This is a genomic window from Variovorax sp. W1I1 (genome assembly GCF_030815625.1).
Lineage (GTDB): Bacteria > Pseudomonadota > Gammaproteobacteria > Burkholderiales > Burkholderiaceae_C > Variovorax > Variovorax paradoxus_C.
Window position 1 is genome coordinate 3,786,386 of the sequence record NZ_JAUSWZ010000001.1, and the last position, 17,645, is coordinate 3,804,030.

The 17,645-nt window shown below is 68.6% G+C and carries 14 protein-coding genes; 9 read left to right on the forward strand and 5 right to left on the reverse strand.

All coding sequences use genetic code 11. The features are described from left to right. The first annotated feature begins 105 nt into the window (after window positions 1-105). From QFZ83_RS17655 to QFZ83_RS17680, 6 genes are all read left to right on the forward strand, one after another. Window positions 106-3,642, forward strand: a complete 3,537-nt coding sequence (locus QFZ83_RS17655; RefSeq protein ID WP_307508549.1) for a DUF2126 domain-containing protein — start codon at window positions 106-108, stop codon at window positions 3,640-3,642. A gap of 63 nt (window positions 3,643-3,705) precedes the next feature. Beyond that, window positions 3,706-6,468 carry a circularly permuted type 2 ATP-grasp protein gene (locus QFZ83_RS17660; RefSeq protein WP_307508552.1) on the forward strand — a complete coding sequence of 921 codons (2,763 nt, stop codon included), beginning with the start codon at window positions 3,706-3,708 and terminating at the stop codon, window positions 6,466-6,468. Window positions 6,469-6,504: 36 nt separating this feature from the next. Further along, entirely contained in the window at window positions 6,505-7,329 is an 825-nt protein-coding gene (locus tag QFZ83_RS17665) for a basic amino acid ABC transporter substrate-binding protein (protein ID WP_307508555.1), read from the forward strand. 19 nt (window positions 7,330-7,348) lie between these two features. Next, window positions 7,349-8,308, forward strand: a complete 960-nt coding sequence (locus QFZ83_RS17670) for a transglutaminase family protein (protein ID WP_307508558.1) — start codon at window positions 7,349-7,351, stop codon at window positions 8,306-8,308. Beyond that, window positions 8,305-8,763, forward strand: a complete 459-nt coding sequence (locus QFZ83_RS17675) for a RidA family protein (protein WP_013540649.1) — start codon at window positions 8,305-8,307, stop codon at window positions 8,761-8,763. Before QFZ83_RS17670 ends, QFZ83_RS17675 begins: the two co-directional genes overlap by 4 nt. A 61-nt stretch (window positions 8,764-8,824) precedes the next feature. Then, window positions 8,825-9,190, forward strand: a complete 366-nt coding sequence (locus tag QFZ83_RS17680; RefSeq protein ID WP_307508562.1) for a DUF2845 domain-containing protein — start codon at window positions 8,825-8,827, stop codon at window positions 9,188-9,190. 1 nt (window position 9,191) lies between these two features. Here QFZ83_RS17680 and QFZ83_RS17685 read toward each other — a convergent pair whose 3' ends face one another. Next, window positions 9,192-10,106, reverse strand: a complete 915-nt coding sequence (locus tag QFZ83_RS17685; protein WP_307508565.1) for a LysR family transcriptional regulator — start codon at window positions 10,104-10,106, stop codon at window positions 9,192-9,194. A 72-nt stretch (window positions 10,107-10,178) separates the two neighbouring features. On the opposite strand from QFZ83_RS17685, the gene QFZ83_RS17690 reads away from it, so the two are divergent. The 3 genes from QFZ83_RS17690 (at window position 10,179) to QFZ83_RS17700 (ending at window position 13,882) form a co-directional block, all read left to right on the forward strand. Further along, a complete protein-coding gene (locus QFZ83_RS17690; RefSeq protein WP_307508568.1) occupies window positions 10,179-10,841 on the forward strand; it encodes an HAD family hydrolase in 663 nt (220 codons plus the stop codon). 11 nt (window positions 10,842-10,852) lie between these two features. Next, window positions 10,853-11,995 (forward strand): DSD1 family PLP-dependent enzyme, encoded by a 1,143-nt coding sequence (locus QFZ83_RS17695; RefSeq protein ID WP_307508572.1) that lies wholly within the window; start codon window positions 10,853-10,855, stop codon window positions 11,993-11,995. Window positions 11,996-12,148: 153 nt separating this feature from the next. Beyond that, window positions 12,149-13,882, forward strand: coding sequence for a GMC family oxidoreductase (locus QFZ83_RS17700; RefSeq protein WP_307508574.1), 1,734 nt, complete (start codon window positions 12,149-12,151; stop codon window positions 13,880-13,882). On the opposite strand, the gene QFZ83_RS17705 is transcribed toward QFZ83_RS17700, so the two are convergent. The 4 genes from QFZ83_RS17705 to QFZ83_RS17720 form a co-directional block, all read right to left on the reverse strand. Beyond that, window positions 13,782-14,807 (reverse strand): LacI family DNA-binding transcriptional regulator, encoded by a 1,026-nt coding sequence (locus QFZ83_RS17705; protein WP_307508577.1) that lies wholly within the window; start codon window positions 14,805-14,807, stop codon window positions 13,782-13,784. The two genes, QFZ83_RS17700 and QFZ83_RS17705, sit on opposite strands and share 101 nt — an antisense overlap. Before the next feature lie 139 nt (window positions 14,808-14,946). Then, window positions 14,947-15,930, reverse strand: coding sequence for a D-glycerate dehydrogenase (locus QFZ83_RS17710; RefSeq protein WP_307508580.1), 984 nt, complete (start codon window positions 15,928-15,930; stop codon window positions 14,947-14,949). Between the two features lie 5 nt (window positions 15,931-15,935). Then, window positions 15,936-16,889 carry a sugar kinase gene (locus QFZ83_RS17715; protein ID WP_307508583.1) on the reverse strand — a complete coding sequence of 318 codons (954 nt, stop codon included), beginning with the start codon at window positions 16,887-16,889 and terminating at the stop codon, window positions 15,936-15,938. Window positions 16,890-16,901: 12 nt separating this feature from the next. Further along, the gene (locus QFZ83_RS17720; RefSeq protein ID WP_306877427.1) at window positions 16,902-17,645 is read right to left on the reverse strand and encodes a sugar phosphate isomerase/epimerase; all 744 of its coding nucleotides are present in this window, start codon (window positions 17,643-17,645) and stop codon (window positions 16,902-16,904) included.

Below are 17,645 nucleotides of genomic sequence, written 5' to 3' on the forward strand. Positions count from 1 at the left end.
GAACCCGCACTCGATGGCGCGTTAATTGCTTGTTATCTCGGCTAGTATGCGTCTCACAAGAGACATCTTTTCGATGCAATCTCGCAGTACTGCACACAAAAACGCATGTCCATTCACGCCGCACTCCACCACGTCACCCACTACAAATACGACCGCCTAGTGCAGTTGGGCCCGCAGGTCGTGCGCTTGCGGCCCGCGCCGCATTGCCGCAGCAACGTGATCTCGTACTCGCTGACGGTCGAGCCGGCCGAGCACTTCGTCAACTGGATGCAGGACCCGTTCGCGAACTACCAGGCGCGACTGGTGTTTCCCGAGAAGACGCGCGAATTCAAGGTCACCGTCGACCTCGTGGTCGAGATGGCGGTCTACAACCCCTTCGACTTCTTCCTCGAACCGCAGGCCGAGAACTTTCCGTTCAAGTACACCGCCTCGCAGGCCGAAGAACTCGCGCCCTACCTCGTGGCCGACCCGGTCACGCCGCTGGTGGAGGCCTACCTCGAGAAGATCGACCGCAAGGAACAGCGCACCATCGACTTCCTGGTGGGCCTGAACCAGCAGGTGCAGCAGGACGTCAACTACCTCATCCGCATGGAGCCCGGCGTGCAGACGCCGGAAGAAACGCTCACCAACGGCAGCGGCTCGTGCCGCGACTCGGGCTGGCTGCTGGTGCAACTGCTGCGCCACATGGGCCTGGCCGCGCGTTTCGTCTCGGGCTACCTGATCCAGCTCACGCCCGACGTGAAGGCCCTCGACGGCCCGAGCGGCACCACGGTCGACTTCACCGACCTGCACGCCTGGTGCGAGGTGTTCCTGCCCGGCGCCGGCTGGATCGGCCTCGATGCCACCTCAGGTCTCATGGCCGGCGAAGGCCACATCCCGCTCGCCTGCACGCCCACGCCGTCGAGCGCCGCGCCCATCGAAGGCGGCGTCGATGAGTCCGAGGTCGAGTTCGGCCACGAGATGAAGGTCACGCGCATCTACGAATCGCCGCGCGTCACCAAGCCCTACACCGAAGAGCAATGGGCCGAGGTTCTGTCGCTCGGCGATGCCGTCGATGCGCGCCTGAAGGCCGGCGACGTGCGCCTCACGATGGGCGGCGAGCCCACCTACGTGGCCACCAGCGACCGCGACGCGCCCGAGTGGAACACCGACGCGCTCGGCCCCACGAAGCGCGGCTACGCGACCGAACTCGTTCACAAGCTGCGCGCCGAATACGGCAACGGCGGCTTCCTGCATTTCGGGCAGGGCAAGTGGTACCCGGGCGAGCAGTTGCCACGCTGGGCGCTTTCGATCTTCTGGCGCGCCGACGGCCAGACGCTCTGGCAGGACCCGGCGCTCTTCGCCGACGAGCGCTTCCCCACGCACTACACAAGCGAAGACGCCCAACGCTTCACCGCCACGCTGGCCGGCAACCTCGGCCTCACCGAGCGCTACATCCAGCCCGGCTACGAAGACACGTACTACTACCTCTGGCGCGAACGCCGCCTGCCGGTGAACGTCGATCCCTTCGAGTCGAAGCTGGACGACGAACTCGAACGCGTGCGCCTGCGCCGCGTGTTCACGCAGAAGCTCGATGCGGTGATCGGCTACATGCTGCCCATCGAGCCAGGCAATGCAGATGGCGATGCGCCCGCGCTCGCCGGCCCCGGCTGGAAGACCGGCCCCTGGTTCCTGCGCGACGACCGGCTCTATCTCATTCCGGGCGATTCGCCGATGGGCTACCGCCTGCCGCTCGACTCGCAACCGTGGGCAAGCAAGGGCGACTACCCCTACCTGATCGAGCGCGACCCGACCGCGCCGCGCGGTGCGTTGCCGAGCGCGGCCGACTACCGTGCGCGCTACAGCACGGGCGCTGTCGGTGTGGCCGGCGCAGCCGGGGCGAACCTCGGCGACGTGCCCTACACCTTCGGCACACCGCCGGTGGTGCCTGCCTCGCTGCGCATGCAGAGCCCCGGCGATGCGTCGAACGGGGATGCCGCAGCAGCGGCGGCAGCGGCTTTCGCAGCCGCGAACGCCGCCGCCACGCCAGCGACCCGCCAGCCCCTGCGCGGCGAATCGGCCCACTGGGTCACGCGCACCGCGCTGTGCGTCGAGGTGCGCGACCCGCGCCGCGCCAACGGTCCGTCGGCCGAGAAGAAGGGCAGCGCTTCCGGCGTGCTCTACGTCTTCATGCCGCCGCTCGCGCGCCTGGAGGACTACCTGGACCTCGTCGCCGCCGTCGAAGCCACAGCGTGGCAACTGGGCATGCGCATCGTGATGGAAGGCTATCCGCCGCCGCGCGATCCGCGCCTGAAGATGCTGGCCGTCACGCCCGACCCGGGCGTGATCGAAGTCAACATCCACCCGGCCCACAACTGGAAGGAACTGGTCGCGCACACCGAGTTCCTCTACAACGCCGCGTTCGAGACGCGCCTGTCGGCCGAGAAGTTCATGACCGATGGCCGCCACACCGGCACCGGCGGCGGCAACCATTTCGTGATGGGCGGCGCCACACCGGCGGACAGCCCGTTCCTGCGCCGGCCAGAGCTGCTTGCGAGCCTCTTGCTCTACTGGCACAACCATCCGTCGCTGAGCTATCTTTTCTCGGGCATGTTCATCGGCCCGACCAGCCAGGCGCCGCGCGTGGACGAAGCGCGCAATGACCAGGTCTACGAGCTCGAAATCGCTCTGCAGGAAATCGCGAAGAACCGGGAGATCTACGGCCAGAACATGCCCGCGTGGCTGGTTGACCGCACGCTGCGCAACATCCTGATCGACGTGTCGGGCAATACGCACCGCAGCGAGTTCTGCATCGACAAGCTCTACTCGCCCGATTCGAGCACCGGCCGCCTGGGCCTGCTGGAGTTGCGCGCCTTCGAAATGCCGCCGCATGCGCGAATGAGCATCGCGCAGCAACTCCTGATTCGCGCGCTGGTCGCCCGCTTCTGGGACGAGCCCTACAAGGCGCCCGTCACGCGCTGGGGCACCGAGCTGCACGACCGCTTCCTCTTGCCGACCTTCGTGAAGATGGACTTCGACGACGTCATCAGCGAGATGCGCCAGGCCGGCTTTGCCTTCGACCCCGACTGGTTCGCGCCGCACTTCGAGTTCCGCTTTCCGCTCGTGGGCCAGATGCAGGCGATGGGCGTCGAACTCTCGCTGCGCAACGCGCTGGAGCCGTGGCACGTGATGGGCGAGGAAGGCTCGGCGGGTGGCACGGTGCGCTATGTCGATTCGTCGCTCGAGCGCATCGAGGTGCGCGTGACCGGCCTCAACGAGAGCCGCCACGTCGTCACCGTCAACGGCAAGGTTCTGCCGCTGCAGCCCACGGGCGTGACCGGCGAATTCGTTGCTGGCGTGCGCTACAAGGCGTGGAATCCGCCCTCGGCGCTGCATCCGAGCATCGGCGCCCATGCGCCGCTGACCTTCGACCTGGTCGACACCTGGATGAAGCGTTCGCTGGGCGGCTGCCAGTACTTCGTGGCCCATCCGGGCGGACGCAACTACGACAGCTTCCCGGTCAACGCCTACGAGGCCGAGAGCCGCCGCCATTCGCGCTTCACGCGCATGGGCCACACGCCCGGCCTCATGCGCACGCCGCCGGCCACCATCGAGCTGCCGGGCAGCCGCGAATTCCCGTTCACGCTGGATCTGCGCCGATAAGGGGTCATTTAGCACACTGCCGAAGCGGCCTCGCCGTGACGGCGGTGTGACAATCCCCCACCTGTGGAACCTTTGAACGAATCCCTGTTCGACGCCCAAGCTCTGGAGTTTCCAGCGGCCTTGGCGTCGACGCTCGCACCGGCCGCCCTGCCCGGCCACTTCGATGAATTGCGTGGCGGGGCCACGCCGGCGGCGCCTCTGCGGCCCGCATCGCCGGGTACGGCCCCGGCGGCAAGTGCCCCGCTGCTGTACGACGCGGCGGCGGAACGCCCGGCAGCCACGCAATCTCAATCGCAATCCCAATCTTCCACATCGCAGTCTCAGAGCCAATCGCAGTCGCAGCAACCAGCGGCGCCTAGCGAAACCCCACCGCTCACCCCCGCCTGGAACGCCTTCTTCGACCAGCTCGGCCCGGGCGGCTTCAACGACCTGCCGCGCCGCGCGGTCAGCCTGGAGCGGCAGATCCGCGACAACGGCGTCACTTACAACGTCTACGCCGATGCCACCAACGGTCCGCAGCGGCCCTGGTCGCTCGACCTGTTCCCGCTGATCGTTTCGCCCGAGAGCTGGAGCCAGATCGAGGCCGGCGTGCTGCAGCGGGTGCGCGTGCTCGACCGGGTGATGGCCGATGTCTACGGCCCGCAGCAACTGCTGAGCGAAGGGCTCATTCCGCCGGCGCTGGTGCGTGGCCATCCGGGCTACCTGCGTGCCCTGCACGGCGTGAAGCCGCCGGGCGACACCTGGCTGCACATCGCGGCCTTCGACCTCGCGCGCGGCCCCGACGGCAACTGGTGGGTGGTGTCGCAGCGCACCCAGGCACCTTCGGGCCTGGGCTACCTGCTGGAAAACCGGCTGGCCATCACGCGGCAGTTTCCGCAGGCCTTCGAGGCGCTGCACGTGCAGCGTCTGGCCGCCACCTACAGCGCCATGATGGACGGCCTGCAGCGCATGTGCCCGGCCGGCGTGCCGCCCCACATCGCGCTGCTCACGCCCGGCCCGTACAACGAAACCTACTTCGAGCACGCGTACCTCGCGCGCTACCTGGGCGTGACGCTGGTCGAGGGCAGCGACCTCACGGTGCGCGACCAGCGGCTCTACCTCAAGACGCTGCAGGGCCTGCGCCCGGTGCACGGCCTCATCAAGCGGCTGGACGACCAGTTCCTCGACCCGCTGGAGCTGCGCCCCGATTCCACGCTCGGCGTGCCCGGCCTCCTGCAGGCGATCCGCGCCGGCAACGTGCTCGTGGCCAACATGCCGGGCTCGGCCTTCCTCGAATCGCCCGCGCTGCTCGGCTTCCTGCCGGGCCTGGCGCGCCGGCTGATCGGCGAGAAGCTCAAGCTGCCAGCCCTGCCCACCTGGTGGTGCGGCGAGCGCGCCGCGCTCGAGGCGGTGCTGCCGCAACTGGGCGACTGCTTCATCAAGCCCACCTACCCCGGCATCGACGGCCGCACCAGCTTCGACGCGGTGCTCGGCAGCCAGCTCGGGCGGCGCGAACTCGACGAGTGGGCCGGCCGCATCGTGCGCGAGGGCGATGCCCACACGGTGCAGAGCTACCTGCCGCTGTCGCAGATTCCCACCTGGGCGAGCGACCTCGGCCCCGGCCACATCGCGCCGCGCGCGGTGCTCCTGCGCGTGTTCGCGGTGAGCGACGGTGCGCAGTCGTGGCGCGTGCTGCCCGGCGGCCTCGCCCGGCTCGCGGGCGCCGATGCGCAGATCGCCTCGATGCAGCGCGGAGGCAGCAGTGCCGACGTTTGGGTGCAGACGCACGGCGAGGTCGATCGCACCACGCTGCTGCAGCCGCACGCCACGCCGGCCTCGCTCGCGCGGCACCGCGCGCCGGTCACCAGCCGCGCCGCGGAGAACATGTTCTGGCTCGGCCGCTACACGGAGCGCGCCGAGAACGCGGTGCGCCTGGCGCGCCTCACGCTCAACCTGCTGGGCGGCGAAGACCAGTCGTCGCGTCCGCTGCTCGAATGGCTGCACCGCATGGCCGTGCGCAATGCGCTGGTGCCGGCCGAGGCGCCGAGCGCGCCGCAATCGCGCCGCGTGTTCGAGCGCGCGCTGGTGGCCGAGCTCGGCGATGTCGATGGGGGCGGCAGCGTCGGCTACAGCCTCCGCTGCATCCGCCAGGCCGCGGCCGCGGTGCGCGAGCGGCTCTCGCAGGACAACTGGAACCAGATCGTGCGCGCCGAAACCGAGTTCCTGCGCCGCGCCGCCGAGCAGGCCGGCGAAGGCAGCTTTGCCGCCAGCGCCGCGCTGCGCGCGCTTGAATCCGCCAGCACCGCGCTGGCCGCCATGACCGGCGCGCAGACCGACCGCATGACGCGCGACGACGCCTGGCGCCTGCTGTCCATCGGCCGCCACATCGAGCGGCTGGGCTTCCTGTCGAACGCACTCGAAGTCGGTTTCGGCAACGGCGCGGTGCACGAGGTCAGCGGTTTCGAGGCGATGGTGGCGCTGTTCGACAGCACCATCACCTTCCATGCGCGCTACCAGCAGCGGCGCGACGTCGCCACGCTGGTCGACCTGCTGGTGCTCGATGCCGAGAATCCGCGCTCGCTGGCCTGGGTCACGCAGACCCTGCGCGGGCGCATCGCCCGGCTCGCGGGCAGCGCACCCGGCAAGCTCACAGCGCTGTCGTACGAACTGCCCGATCCGGCCACCTGGACGCTCGAGCACCTGTGCGCCGCGGGGCCGGAGGCCAACTATCCCGCGCTGATCCAGTTGCTCGCCAATTGCGAGACCGCGGCCTACCATGTGTCGGACGCCATCGGCACGCGCTACTTCACGCTCACATCCGAATCGCTGCGCTCCGTCGGCGCCTGATCGATTCCAGAACGATATTTCGAAGGAGGCACTTCCATGTCGGGCATCGCCATCAACCGCCGTCTCACACTCTCCGTCGCTGCACTTGTCGTCGGCCTCGCGCTTGCCGGCTGCGGCAAGCAGGAAGCCGCCGCACCCGCCACCGCTTCTTCGACACCGCCACCACCGGCCGCGGCGCGCGTGCTGGTCGTGGGCACCGACGCGGCCTATGCGCCCTTCGAATCGCAGAACGAAAAGGGCGAGGTCGTGGGCTTCGACATCGACGTGGTGAAAGCCGTTGCGCAGAAGGCCGGCATCGAGGTGAAGTTCGTCAACACGCCGTGGGAAGGCATCTTCAATTCGCTCGACCAGGGCGACCGCGACCTCTTGGTGTCGTCCATCACCATCACCGACGAACGCCGCCAGACCATGGACTTCTCTCAGCCCTACTTCGAGGCGCGCCAGCTCATCGCGGTGAAGAGCGATTCGCCCGTCGCGAAGTTCGACGACATCAAGACCCTGAAGGTCGGCGTGCAGAACGGCACCACCGGCGACGAAGTCGTGGGCAAGCTGCTCGGCAAGTCGAACACAGCCATCAAGCGCTTCGAATCGACACCGCTCGCGCTGAAGGAACTCGAATCCGGCGGCGTGCAGGCCGTGGTGGCCGACAACGGCGTGGTGGCGCACTACCTCGCGAACAACGCGGGTGGCGGCTTCAAGACGGTGAGCGATGCGGGCTTTCCGTCGGAGCAATACGGCATCGCGGTGAAGAAGGGCAATGCCGAGCTCCTGGCAAAGATCGACAAGGGCCTCGCGGACATCAAGGCCGACGGCACCTACGCGAAGATCTACGCATCGCACTTCGGCGCCGCGTCGAAGTAAGAACCCGATTGCCGACGCCATGCTGCTGCACGTCACCCACGAAACCCGCTACGAATACGCGCCGCCCGTCGAGACGGCGCAGCACCTGGCCCACCTGAAGCCGCTGGCCACCGGTTCGCAGCGGCTCGTGAGCCACCTGCTCACGATCGATCCGCCGCCGGCCCAGCGCGGCGAGCTGCCCGATGTCTACGGCAACACCCGCGCCTTCTTCGCGCTCGAAGCCACGCACGACCGGCTGGTGGTCACGGCCGAGAGCGTGGTCGATACCTCGGTGCCAATGCTCTCGGACGCCATCGCCCGCGAGCTGCCCTGGGAGACTGTGCGCGAGCGTTTCCGCTTCCGCAAGGACGCCACCTTCGACGCGGCCTCCGAGTTCGTCTTTCCCTCGCCCTACGTGCCGCGCCACGACGACTTTGCCGCCTACGCGCGCACGAGCTTCGCGCCCGGACGGCCCACCTTCGACGTGGCGATGGACCTCACCGAGCGCATGTACCGCGACTTCGACTACGACGCCGACAGCACCGAGATCAACACCCCCGCCGTCGAGGCGCTGGCCCAGCGCAAGGGTGTGTGCCAGGACTTCGCGCACATCATGATCGCGTGCTTTCGCACGCTGGGCCTGCCCGCGCGCTACGTGAGCGGCTACCTGCTCACGCAACCGCCGCCGGGCCAGCCGCGTCTCGTGGGCGCCGATGCCTCGCACGCGTGGGTGTCGGTGTACCTGCCCGGCGAGAGCGGCGAAGGCGACGGCGGCTGGGCCGACTTCGACCCCACCAACGGCCGCCAGCCGGGCGAGGACTACGTCACGCTGGCCATCGGCCGCGACTACTCCGACGTCTCGCCGATGCGCGGCGTACTGCATGGCGGCGCAAGGCACACGCTCAGCGTCGGGGTGACCGTGCAGCCGGTGGGGGAAGTGGTCCAGCTCGCCTCGCAAAGCCAGACACAATCGACATCCCAAGACAAGGAGTCTCCATGAGCGTTTACGACAAACTTTCCAGCCTCGGCATCACCCTGCCCCCGGTCTCGGCCCCCGCCGCCGCCTACGTGCCTTTCGTGCAGACCGGCAACCTCGTGTTCCTGTCGGGCCACATCGCCAAGAAGGACGGCAAGGTCTGGGCCGGCCAGCTCGGCGTGAACATCACCACCGAGGAAGGCAAGCAGGCCGCACGCGCCATCGCCATCGATCTCCTGGGCACGCTGCACGCGGCCGTGGGCGACCTCAACAAGGTCAAGCGCATCGTCAAGGTGATGAGCCTCGTGAACTCGGTCGGCACCTTCACCGAACAGCACCTGGTGACCAACGGCGCGAGCGAATTCTTCGCCGAAGTCTTCGGCCCCGAAAAGGGTGCGCATGCGCGCAGCGCGTTCGGCGTGGCACAGATCCCGATGGGCGCCTGCGTCGAGATCGAACTGATCGCCGAAGTCGGTTGATCCGACTGAGAAAAAATGCCCCGCCGGTCGGGGCTTTTTCTTTTTTGAAGCCTTCAACGCCATGAACATCGTCCTGCGCACCTTCGCCTCGACTGCGCTTTTGCTCGCTGCCCTGCAACCGGGCGGCGCATCCGCGCAATCGCTCAGTTGCGGCGGCTTTCTCGCAGGCGTCGGCGAATCGAAGTTCTCCGTGCTCAACAAATGCGGCGAGCCGGTCTTGAAGGACATCGTCTGTGTTCCTCGCCCGCAGGTCGAAGTGATCGTCGCGCCGGGCCTGCGGGGCGGCGGCACGCGGCAGATCATCAGCCAGCAGTGCATTCCGATGGAAGACTGGACCTACCACCGCGGCCAGGGCAACTTCCTCGGGATCGTGCGGTTCTATAACGGCGCGGTCGAATCAGTGCGAGACGGCGATCGGGTGCAGTGACCTAACTGCCGAAGCTCTCCTCCAGAAACTCGATCAACGCCTGTACCCGCGCCGTGCGCCCCTTGCGGGTCGGCACCAGCAGCACGACCGGTGCGCTGTCGAACTCCCAATCTTTCAGCACCCGCACCAGCGAGCCCCGTGCAATCGCGTCCGCCGCGTCCCATTCGGAGCGCAGCACCAGCCCCATGCCTTGCTCGGCCCAGTGCCGGGCCACGCTGCCGTCGTTGGTGACGAAGGCCGGCGCGATGCGCAGCGTTTCGCGCGCACCGGTGCGTCGTTGCGCCTTCGGCTTTGCTGCGCGGCGCACATGCCACAGCGTGACGTCTTCGTCGTTCTCGCGGATGACGATGCAGTCGTGCCCCACCATCACGTCGCGTGGAACGCGGGGCCTGCCGCGTGCGCGCAAGTACTCGGGGCTCGCGCACAGCCAGCGCTCGTTGGTGCTCAGCGTGCGCGCGACCCACGACGAATCGCGCACCGCGCCGATATGGATGATCGCGTCGGCATCGTGCCGGTCGGGCCACGGCGTCTCGCGCAGGTCGAACTGGATGTGCAGGCCCGGATGCAGCCGGGCGAAGCGCGCGAGCATCGGCGCCACGTACTGCCGGCCGTAGCCGAAGGGCGCGGCGATGCGCAAGGTGCCGGTGAGCCGGCGATCGTCGCGCAACATCGATTCGCGCAGGCCCTCGATCTGTCCGAGCAGCGCCGCGGCCTCGCGCGCGAAGCGTTCGCCCTCGGCCGTGAGGCTGAGGCGCCGCGCCGTTCGGGTGGCCAGCGACAGGCCGAGCGTGACTTCGAGCTTGCGCAGACGCATCGACAGCGCGGGCGGCGTGACGTCGAGCGAACGTGCCGCGGCGCTCAACGAAGGCTCGCGCAACAGGGCCGCCGCAAGTTGCATGTCTTCGATCTGGATCATTAAGCTGTGCTGAACGATTGATGAGTTCGCATTGAAGCACAACGATGGTCTCAAACCGTACAGTCGATACGCATGCAAGCCCCCATCACCTCACGCAGCGCCTACCCGCCCGCCGTGCTCTTCGACCTGCTCACCGCCCTGCTCGACTCCTGGACCGTCTGGAATGCCGCTGCCGGCTCCGAAGAGAAAGGCCGCGCGTGGCGCGCCGAATACCTGCGGCTCACCTACGGCTGCGGCGCCTATGTGCCCTACGAGCAGTTGGTGAAAGACGCCGCCCGCCGCACCGGCATGGCCGACACAGCACCCGACGCGCTCGAAGCGCACTGGGACGAACTGCCCGCATGGGACGGCGCACGAGAACTGCTGCTGGCACTCAAGCCGCACTGCAAGCTCGCGGTGGTCACCAACTGCTCGCGCCGTCTCGGCCATCGCGCGGCTGCGTTGCTCGGCGTCGATTGGGACGTGGTCGTCACCTCCGAAGAAGCCGGCTTCTACAAGCCCGATCCGCGCCCCTACCGCATGGCGCTCGACCGGCTGGGCGTGCAGGCCAGCGACGCCGCCTTCGTCGCCGGCTCGGGCTACGACATGTTCGGCACCTCGGCCGTGGGCCTTCGCACCTTCTGGCACAACCGCGTCGGGCTCGCCTTGCCGAACGGCGCGCCGCCGCCCGAGCAGCAAGCCGCCATGCTCGCGCCGGCGCTGCCGTGGCTCCAATCCTTCGCCTCGAACACCTGAACGGACACACCATGAACACCCTCGCCACCCTCGCCACCATCGACACGCCCGCCGCCATCGTCGAGCGGCCGCGCATGCAGCACAACATCGCGCGGATGCAGGCGCGCATGAACGCACTCGGCGTGCGCTTCCGCCCGCATGTGAAGACCAGCAAGTGCATCGACGTGGCGCGTGCGCAGCGCGATGCGGGCGCGCAGGGCATCACCGTCTCCACGCTGAAGGAGGCCGAACAATTCTTCGTTGCGGGCTTCACCGACATCCTCTACGCCGTCGGCATGGCACAGCGCCGGCTGCCGCACGCGCTCGAACTGCGCCGTCGCGGCTGCGCGCTGTCGATCATCACGGACGGCGTCGCATCGGCGCGCGCCATCGCCGAGTTCGGCCGCGCGAACGGCGAGGCCTTTGACGTGTTGATCGAAGTCGACACCGACGGCCACCGCTCCGGCATCCGCCCCGACGACGACGTGCTGCTCGAGGTCGCCCATGTACTGCAGGACGGCGGCATGCGCTTGGCCGGCGTGATGACGCACGCAGGCTCCAGCTACGACCTCGACACGCCAGAAGCGCTCCAGGCCATGGCCGAGCAGGAGCGCGCCGGCTGTGTGCGCGCCGCACAGCGGTTGCGCGATGCCGGCCTGCCCTGCCCCATCGTCAGCGTGGGCTCCACGCCGACAGCGCTGATGGCCGAGCGCCTCGATGGCGTGACCGAAGTGCGGGCCGGCGTCTACGTGTTCTTCGATCTCGTGATGCGCAACGTCGGCGTCTGCAGCACCGACGAGATCGCGCTGAGCGTGCTCACCACAGTGATCGGCCACCAGGTCGAGAAAGGCTGGGCCATCGTCGATGCGGGCTGGATGGCGATGAGCCGCGACCGCGGCACGCAGAAGCAGAAGCGCGACTACGGCTACGGGCAGGTCTGCGGCCTCGACGGTGCAGTGCTCGACGGCTATGTGCTCAGCGGTGCGAACCAGGAGCACGGCATCGTGTCGCACGAAGGCGCGTCCGACACCGACATCGCGACGCGCTTTCCGATCGGCACGCGCCTGCGCATCCTGCCCAACCATGCGTGCGCCACCGGTGCGCAGTTCCCGGAATACCAGGCGCTTGGCGAAGACGGTGCGTTGCAGACGTGGGGACGCTTCCACGGCTGGTGACACGCTCAGGCCGCCGCGCGGCAGGGAAAACCCGCAGCGCCTCGGCGGGCTGCATACCTTCGAGCAGCGGGAAAACGCTAACTGCCTGCCTGCACGTTCTTCCTACAGTCGATCCCGCCCGACTGGACGCACAACAAAAGGAAGACAAGCGCCATGGAATTCGACTACGTGATCGTGGGCGGCGGCTCCGGCGGCGCCACGCTGGCCTCCCGCCTCAGCGAAGACCCAGGCGTGACGGTCTGCCTGATCGAAGCCGGTGGGGACGGCCGCGGCATCCTGGTGCGGGCACCCGCCGCCACCGTGGCGATGCTGCCGGGACGCCCGCCCATCAACAACTACGCCTACAAGACCGTGCCGCAGCCAGGCCTCGGCGGACGCAGCGGCTACCAGCCGCGCGGGCGCGGCCTCGGCGGATCGAGCGCGATCAACGCCATGCTCTACGTGCGCGGCCATCGCGACGACTACGACGACTGGGCGCGCGCCGGCTGCGAGGGCTGGTCGTTCGACGAGGTGCTGCCGTACTTCAAGCGCGCCGAGGGCAACGAGCGCGGCGAGAGCGTGCTGCACGGCGCCAGCGGGCCGCTGCAGGTGTCCGAGCAGCAGAGCCCGCGACCGATCACCGAAGACTTCATCCGCGCGGCTGCGGAGTGCGGCATTCCGCGCAACGACGATTTCAACGGCGCCGAGCAGGAAGGCGCGGGCCTCTATCAGGTCACGCAGTTCCATGGCGGTACGAAGAATGGTGAGCGCTGCTCGGCCGCCGCGGCGTACCTGCATCCGGTGATGCATGCGCGGCCCAACCTCACGGTGCTGACCGGTACGCAGGCCCTGCGCGTAGTGCTTGAGAACAGGCGCGCGACCGGCGTGGAAGTTCGGCGCGGTGGCAGCACCGAGGTCATTCGCGCCCATCGCGAAGTGGCGCTGTGCGGCGGTGCCTTCAACTCGCCGCAGCTGCTGATGCTCTCGGGCATCGGCGACCCGGCAGAGCTGGGCCGCCACGGCATCGCCGTGCGGCATGCGCTGCCGGGCGTCGGGCAGAACCTGCAGGACCACACCGACTTCATCCTCGCCTACACCTCGAAGGACATCGACCTCTTCGGCATCGGCGTGAAAGCCGGGTTGAAGCTGATGAAGGCGATCTTCGAGTGGCGCAAGAGCGGCAAGGGCATCGTCGCGACGCCCTTTGCCGAAGGCGGCGCCTTCATCAAGTCGTCGCCCGAGTTGCGCCGGCCCGACCTGCAGCTGCACTTCGTGATCGCGATCACCGACGACCATGCGCGCAAGCTGCACATGGGCTTCGGCTTCTCATGCCACGTGTGCGTGCTGCGCCCCAAGGGCCGGGGCGATGTGCGGCTGAACGACGCGAACCCGCTGTCGGCGCCGCGCATCGACCCACGGTTTCTGTCCGATGCCGAAGACATGGCGCTGCTGCTGCAGGGCGTGAAGAAGATGCGCGAGATCCTGCGCGCACCGGCGCTCCAGAAGTACCGGCACCGCGAGGTCTACACGGCCGATGCGCACACCGACGAAGAACTCGTGCAGCACATCCGCGCGCGCGCCGACACCATCTACCACCCGGTGGGCACCTGCAAGATGGGCGTGGATGCGATGGCGGTGGTCGACGCGCAACTGCGCGTGCACGGCATCGAGAACCTGCGCGTGGTCGACGCCTCGGTGATGCCGACGCTGATCGGCGGCAACACCAATGCGCCGACGATCATGATCGCCGAGCGTGCGGCGGATTGGATGCGCGGGCCGATCACGTTCGACCGCGCGGTAGTGGACGCTAGAGCGCCTGCGACGATCCCCGCACCATCAGTTCCCCTGGAAGCAGCAGTTGGCGCGGTGCTGAGTCCAGCCCTCGCAGCCGCTCGATCAGGCATGTAGCGGCGGTGCGGCCGATGGCGTCGGTGGGCTGTGCCACGGTGCTCAAGCCCGGGCCGATCAGCGAGGCCCATTCGGGATCGTCGAAGCCGACGAAGCCCAGGTCATTGCCGAACTGCAGGCCGAGCCGCGCCATCGCCTGTGCCACGCGCAGCGTGACCACGGCGTTACCCGCAACCACCGCGGCGCGGCGGCCGCGCTTCGCACGCTTGCGCAAGGCGGTCAATGCGGCATCGAGCGCATCGTTCTCGCCCTCGACCGATTCGAACACCTCGCCCGCCACACGAGGCTCGTGCGCCGACACGCAGGCACCGAACGCGGCTGTGCGCTCGCGCCGCGAGCTCACGCCCTTCTGCGGTTCGGTGACGTAGAGCAGTTCGCGGTAGCCGCCTTCCAGCAGATGCCCGCAGGTGGCCTGCATCGCCGCGTGGTTGTCGAGCGAGACGAAGTCGGTGTGCATGCCGGTGTGGCGCCGGTCGACCAGCACCGCGGGCTTGCCGTGCAGCGTGACCGCATCGACCACGTTGCTGCCGCGCCCGAGCGTGTTGAGGATGAAGCCGTCGACTTGGTAGCCCGCGAGCGCATCGATGGCCTCGCGCTCGCGTTCGCTCTCGTTGCCGAGGTTGAACAGCATCACGAGGTAGCCCGCGTCCTGGCAGGCCTTCTCGGCACCGCGCAGCACCGCGACCGAATACGGGTTCGTGATGTCGGCCACGATCAGACCGATGAGCCGCGAGCGGCCGTGGCTCAGGGCCTGCGCCATCGGGCTGGGCGAGTAGGCCAGTGCCGCAATTGCCACCTCGACGCGGGCGGCGATGTCGGGGCTGAGCAATCGCTCGCGGTGGTTGAGGAAGCGCGAGACGGTGGCTTTGGAAACGCCCGCCGCTTCGGCGACATCGGCGATGGTGGCGCGGCCCGTGGGCTTCATGCGTCGGTCTCGCTCCCTCTCCCCTTGGGGAGAGGGTTGGGGTGAGGGCCGGCGGCGGTGGCGAGGGCAGCGCTTGCACGACGGCCGCCACCCTCACCCCAACCCTCTCCCCAAGGGGAGAGGGAGCAATACACGGTGTTCATGCGGCGGCCGTGTCGTACGGCGCCGTCGGCTTCTCGCCGGCCAGCACCTGCAGCAGGTTGGTCGTCGCGAGTTCGGCCATCGCATGGCGCGTCTCGTGCGTGGCCGAGCCGATGTGCGGCAGCGGCGTCACGCGCGGGTGCGTGCGCAGCGGCGAATCGGCCGGCAGCGGCTCCTTCGCGAACACATCGAGGCCGGCGGCGCGCAGCGTGCCGTGGTCGAGTGCGTGGAGCAGTGCCTTTTCGTTCACCGTGGCGCCGCGTCCACCATTGATGAACGATGCGCCCGGCTTCATGCGCGCGAAAAAGGCGGCGTCGATCATGCCGCGCGTGGCGTCGGTCAGCGGCAGCATCGCGAGCACGATGTCGGCGCGCGCGAGCAGGTCGTCCAGCGGCGTGTGCATGGCGCGGCCCTGCAGCTCGGGCGCCTGCGTGGCCAGATCGACCGGTCGGCGCGCGTGATAGAGCACCGGCATGCCGAACCCCAGCGCCGCGCGCCGTGCCACCGCCTGGCCGATGCGGCCGAAGCCCAGGATGCCCAGCGTCTTGCCGTGCACGTCGGTGCCGAAGAGTTCTTCGCCGATGTTCTTGTTCCAGCGGCCTTCGCGTACGAGGTTCGAGAGCTCGACGACGCGGCGCTGCGTCGCCATGAGGATCGCGAACACCGTGTCGGCCACCGTCTCGGTGAGCACGTCGGGCGTGTGGCACAGCACGATGCCGCGCTTGTGCAGCTCGGCGAGCGGGTAGTTGTCGACGCCCACCGACACGCTCGAGATCACTTCGAGCTTCGGCGCCGCATCGAGCAGCGCGGCATCGACCGTGTGGCTCGATCCGATCAGGCCGTTTGCGGTGGCGAGCGCGGCGGCGAAGGCGTCGGGCTCCTTGCGCGGATCGGCCACGGTGACGTGGTGCGCGGCCTGCAGGCGCGCCAATTGGTCTTCGGGCAAGGGCCGGAAAACAAGCACGTTCTTTTGCTGTGTCATGGTCTTCAGAGTCCTGCTTCTTCGAGTTCGGCCCGCGTCGGCAGGCCTTCGGTATCGCCCAGCACTTGCACCGCGCGGGCGCCGATCCAGGCGCCGCGGCGCACCGCCTCGGGCACGCTCCGGCCTTCGAGCAAGGCGCTCACCACGCCGGCCGCGAAGCCGTCGCCCGCGCCCACGGTGTCGATCACTTCCTTCACCGGGAAGCCTTCGACGCGGCCGGTGCCGGCCACGTCGCTGTCGTAGTAGGCGCCCTCCGCGCCGAGCTTCACAACCACCAGCTTCGCGCCGCGCTCGCGGTAGAAGCGCGCGACGGCTTCCGGCTCGTCATGGCCGGTGAGCAGCAGTCCTTCTTCGATGCCGGGCAGCACCCAGTCGGCGCGCGAGGCGAGTTCGTTGATCCAGTGGCGCATCGTCTCGGTGGAAGACCACAGCGTAGGGCGCAGGTTGGTATCGAACGAGATGGTGCGGCCCGCGGCGCGCATCACCTCCATGGTCTTGAGCGCGGCCTGCAGGCTGGCCTCGGAGATCGCGGCGAACACGCCGGTTGCATGCAGGTGGCGCGCTGAGCGCAGCCAGGCTTCATCGATATCGGCCGGGCCCATCTGGCTCGCGGCCGAGCCCTTCCGGTGGTACTCGACCGGCGGGTCGCTGCCGTCGGTCACGCGGCCCTTGAACTGGAAGCCGGTGCGCTGCGTCGGGTCGCAGATGACGTGCGAGCAGTCGATGCCCTCGCCCTTCATCGTCGCGAGCAGCGCGCGCGCCATCGAGTCGGTGCCCAGGCGGCTCGCCCAGCCCACCTTGAGGCCCAGGCGCGACAGGCCGATGGCCACGTTGGTCTCGGCACCGGCGGTGCGCTTGTGGAACGACTGTGCGTCCTCCAGCGGCCCGGGCCGGTCCGCCACGAGCAGCATCATGGCCTCGCCGAACAGGGCGACATCGAAAGCGGTGGGTTCTGGCATGTGTGGTGGGTTCTACGCCCGTGCGGCGCGGATGAAGTCGATTTGCGAGCGGGTGACGGCCAGCAGGTCGTCACCCACCAGAGGGTATTCGATGGCGTGGGGCACGTCGGCGGGCAAGGCGCGCAACACCGCGCGCCACGGTGCGACCGAATCACCGAGCGGCACCGCCACCCATTTGTGCGGCAGGCGCTGCGCGCCCTTGCAGTGCACATAGCGCACGCGGTGGCCCAGCGCCTGTGCCGCCTGCAGCGGGCATTCGCCGAGCCAGTGCCAGTTGCCCATGTCGAAGGTCATGCCGAGCGGGATGCCGGCGCGGTCGGCCGCATCGAAGAAAGCCTGCAATGCGGGCAGCGTGCCGGCGCGCACGGTCTGGTCGTTCTCGATCAGCAGCTCGACGCGGGTCTCGGCAAGCTCCACCTTCAGACCCCAGAGCGAGCCATGCGAAGACGCCTGGAAATCGCCGATGGACATCTTGAGCCGCTTCGCGCCGACGCGCGTTGCAGCGGCGATGCCTCGCTTGAGCGCCGCGCTGTCGAGCCAGCCGCCCTCGGCCCACAACCCCTCGGGGCTGGAGTACACGGAAGCAAGACCTTTGAGCGCGGGCAACTCGGCCTCCGCATCGCGCAGCATCTCGCCGCGCACTTCCACCGAATCGGCACCAGCGGCGCGCGCAAGCTGCGAGCACCAGAGCTGGCCGTGCCGCCCCACCTCGGCCGCGCCGAAGGACGACAGAGAAATCAGGACCTCGAAGGACAT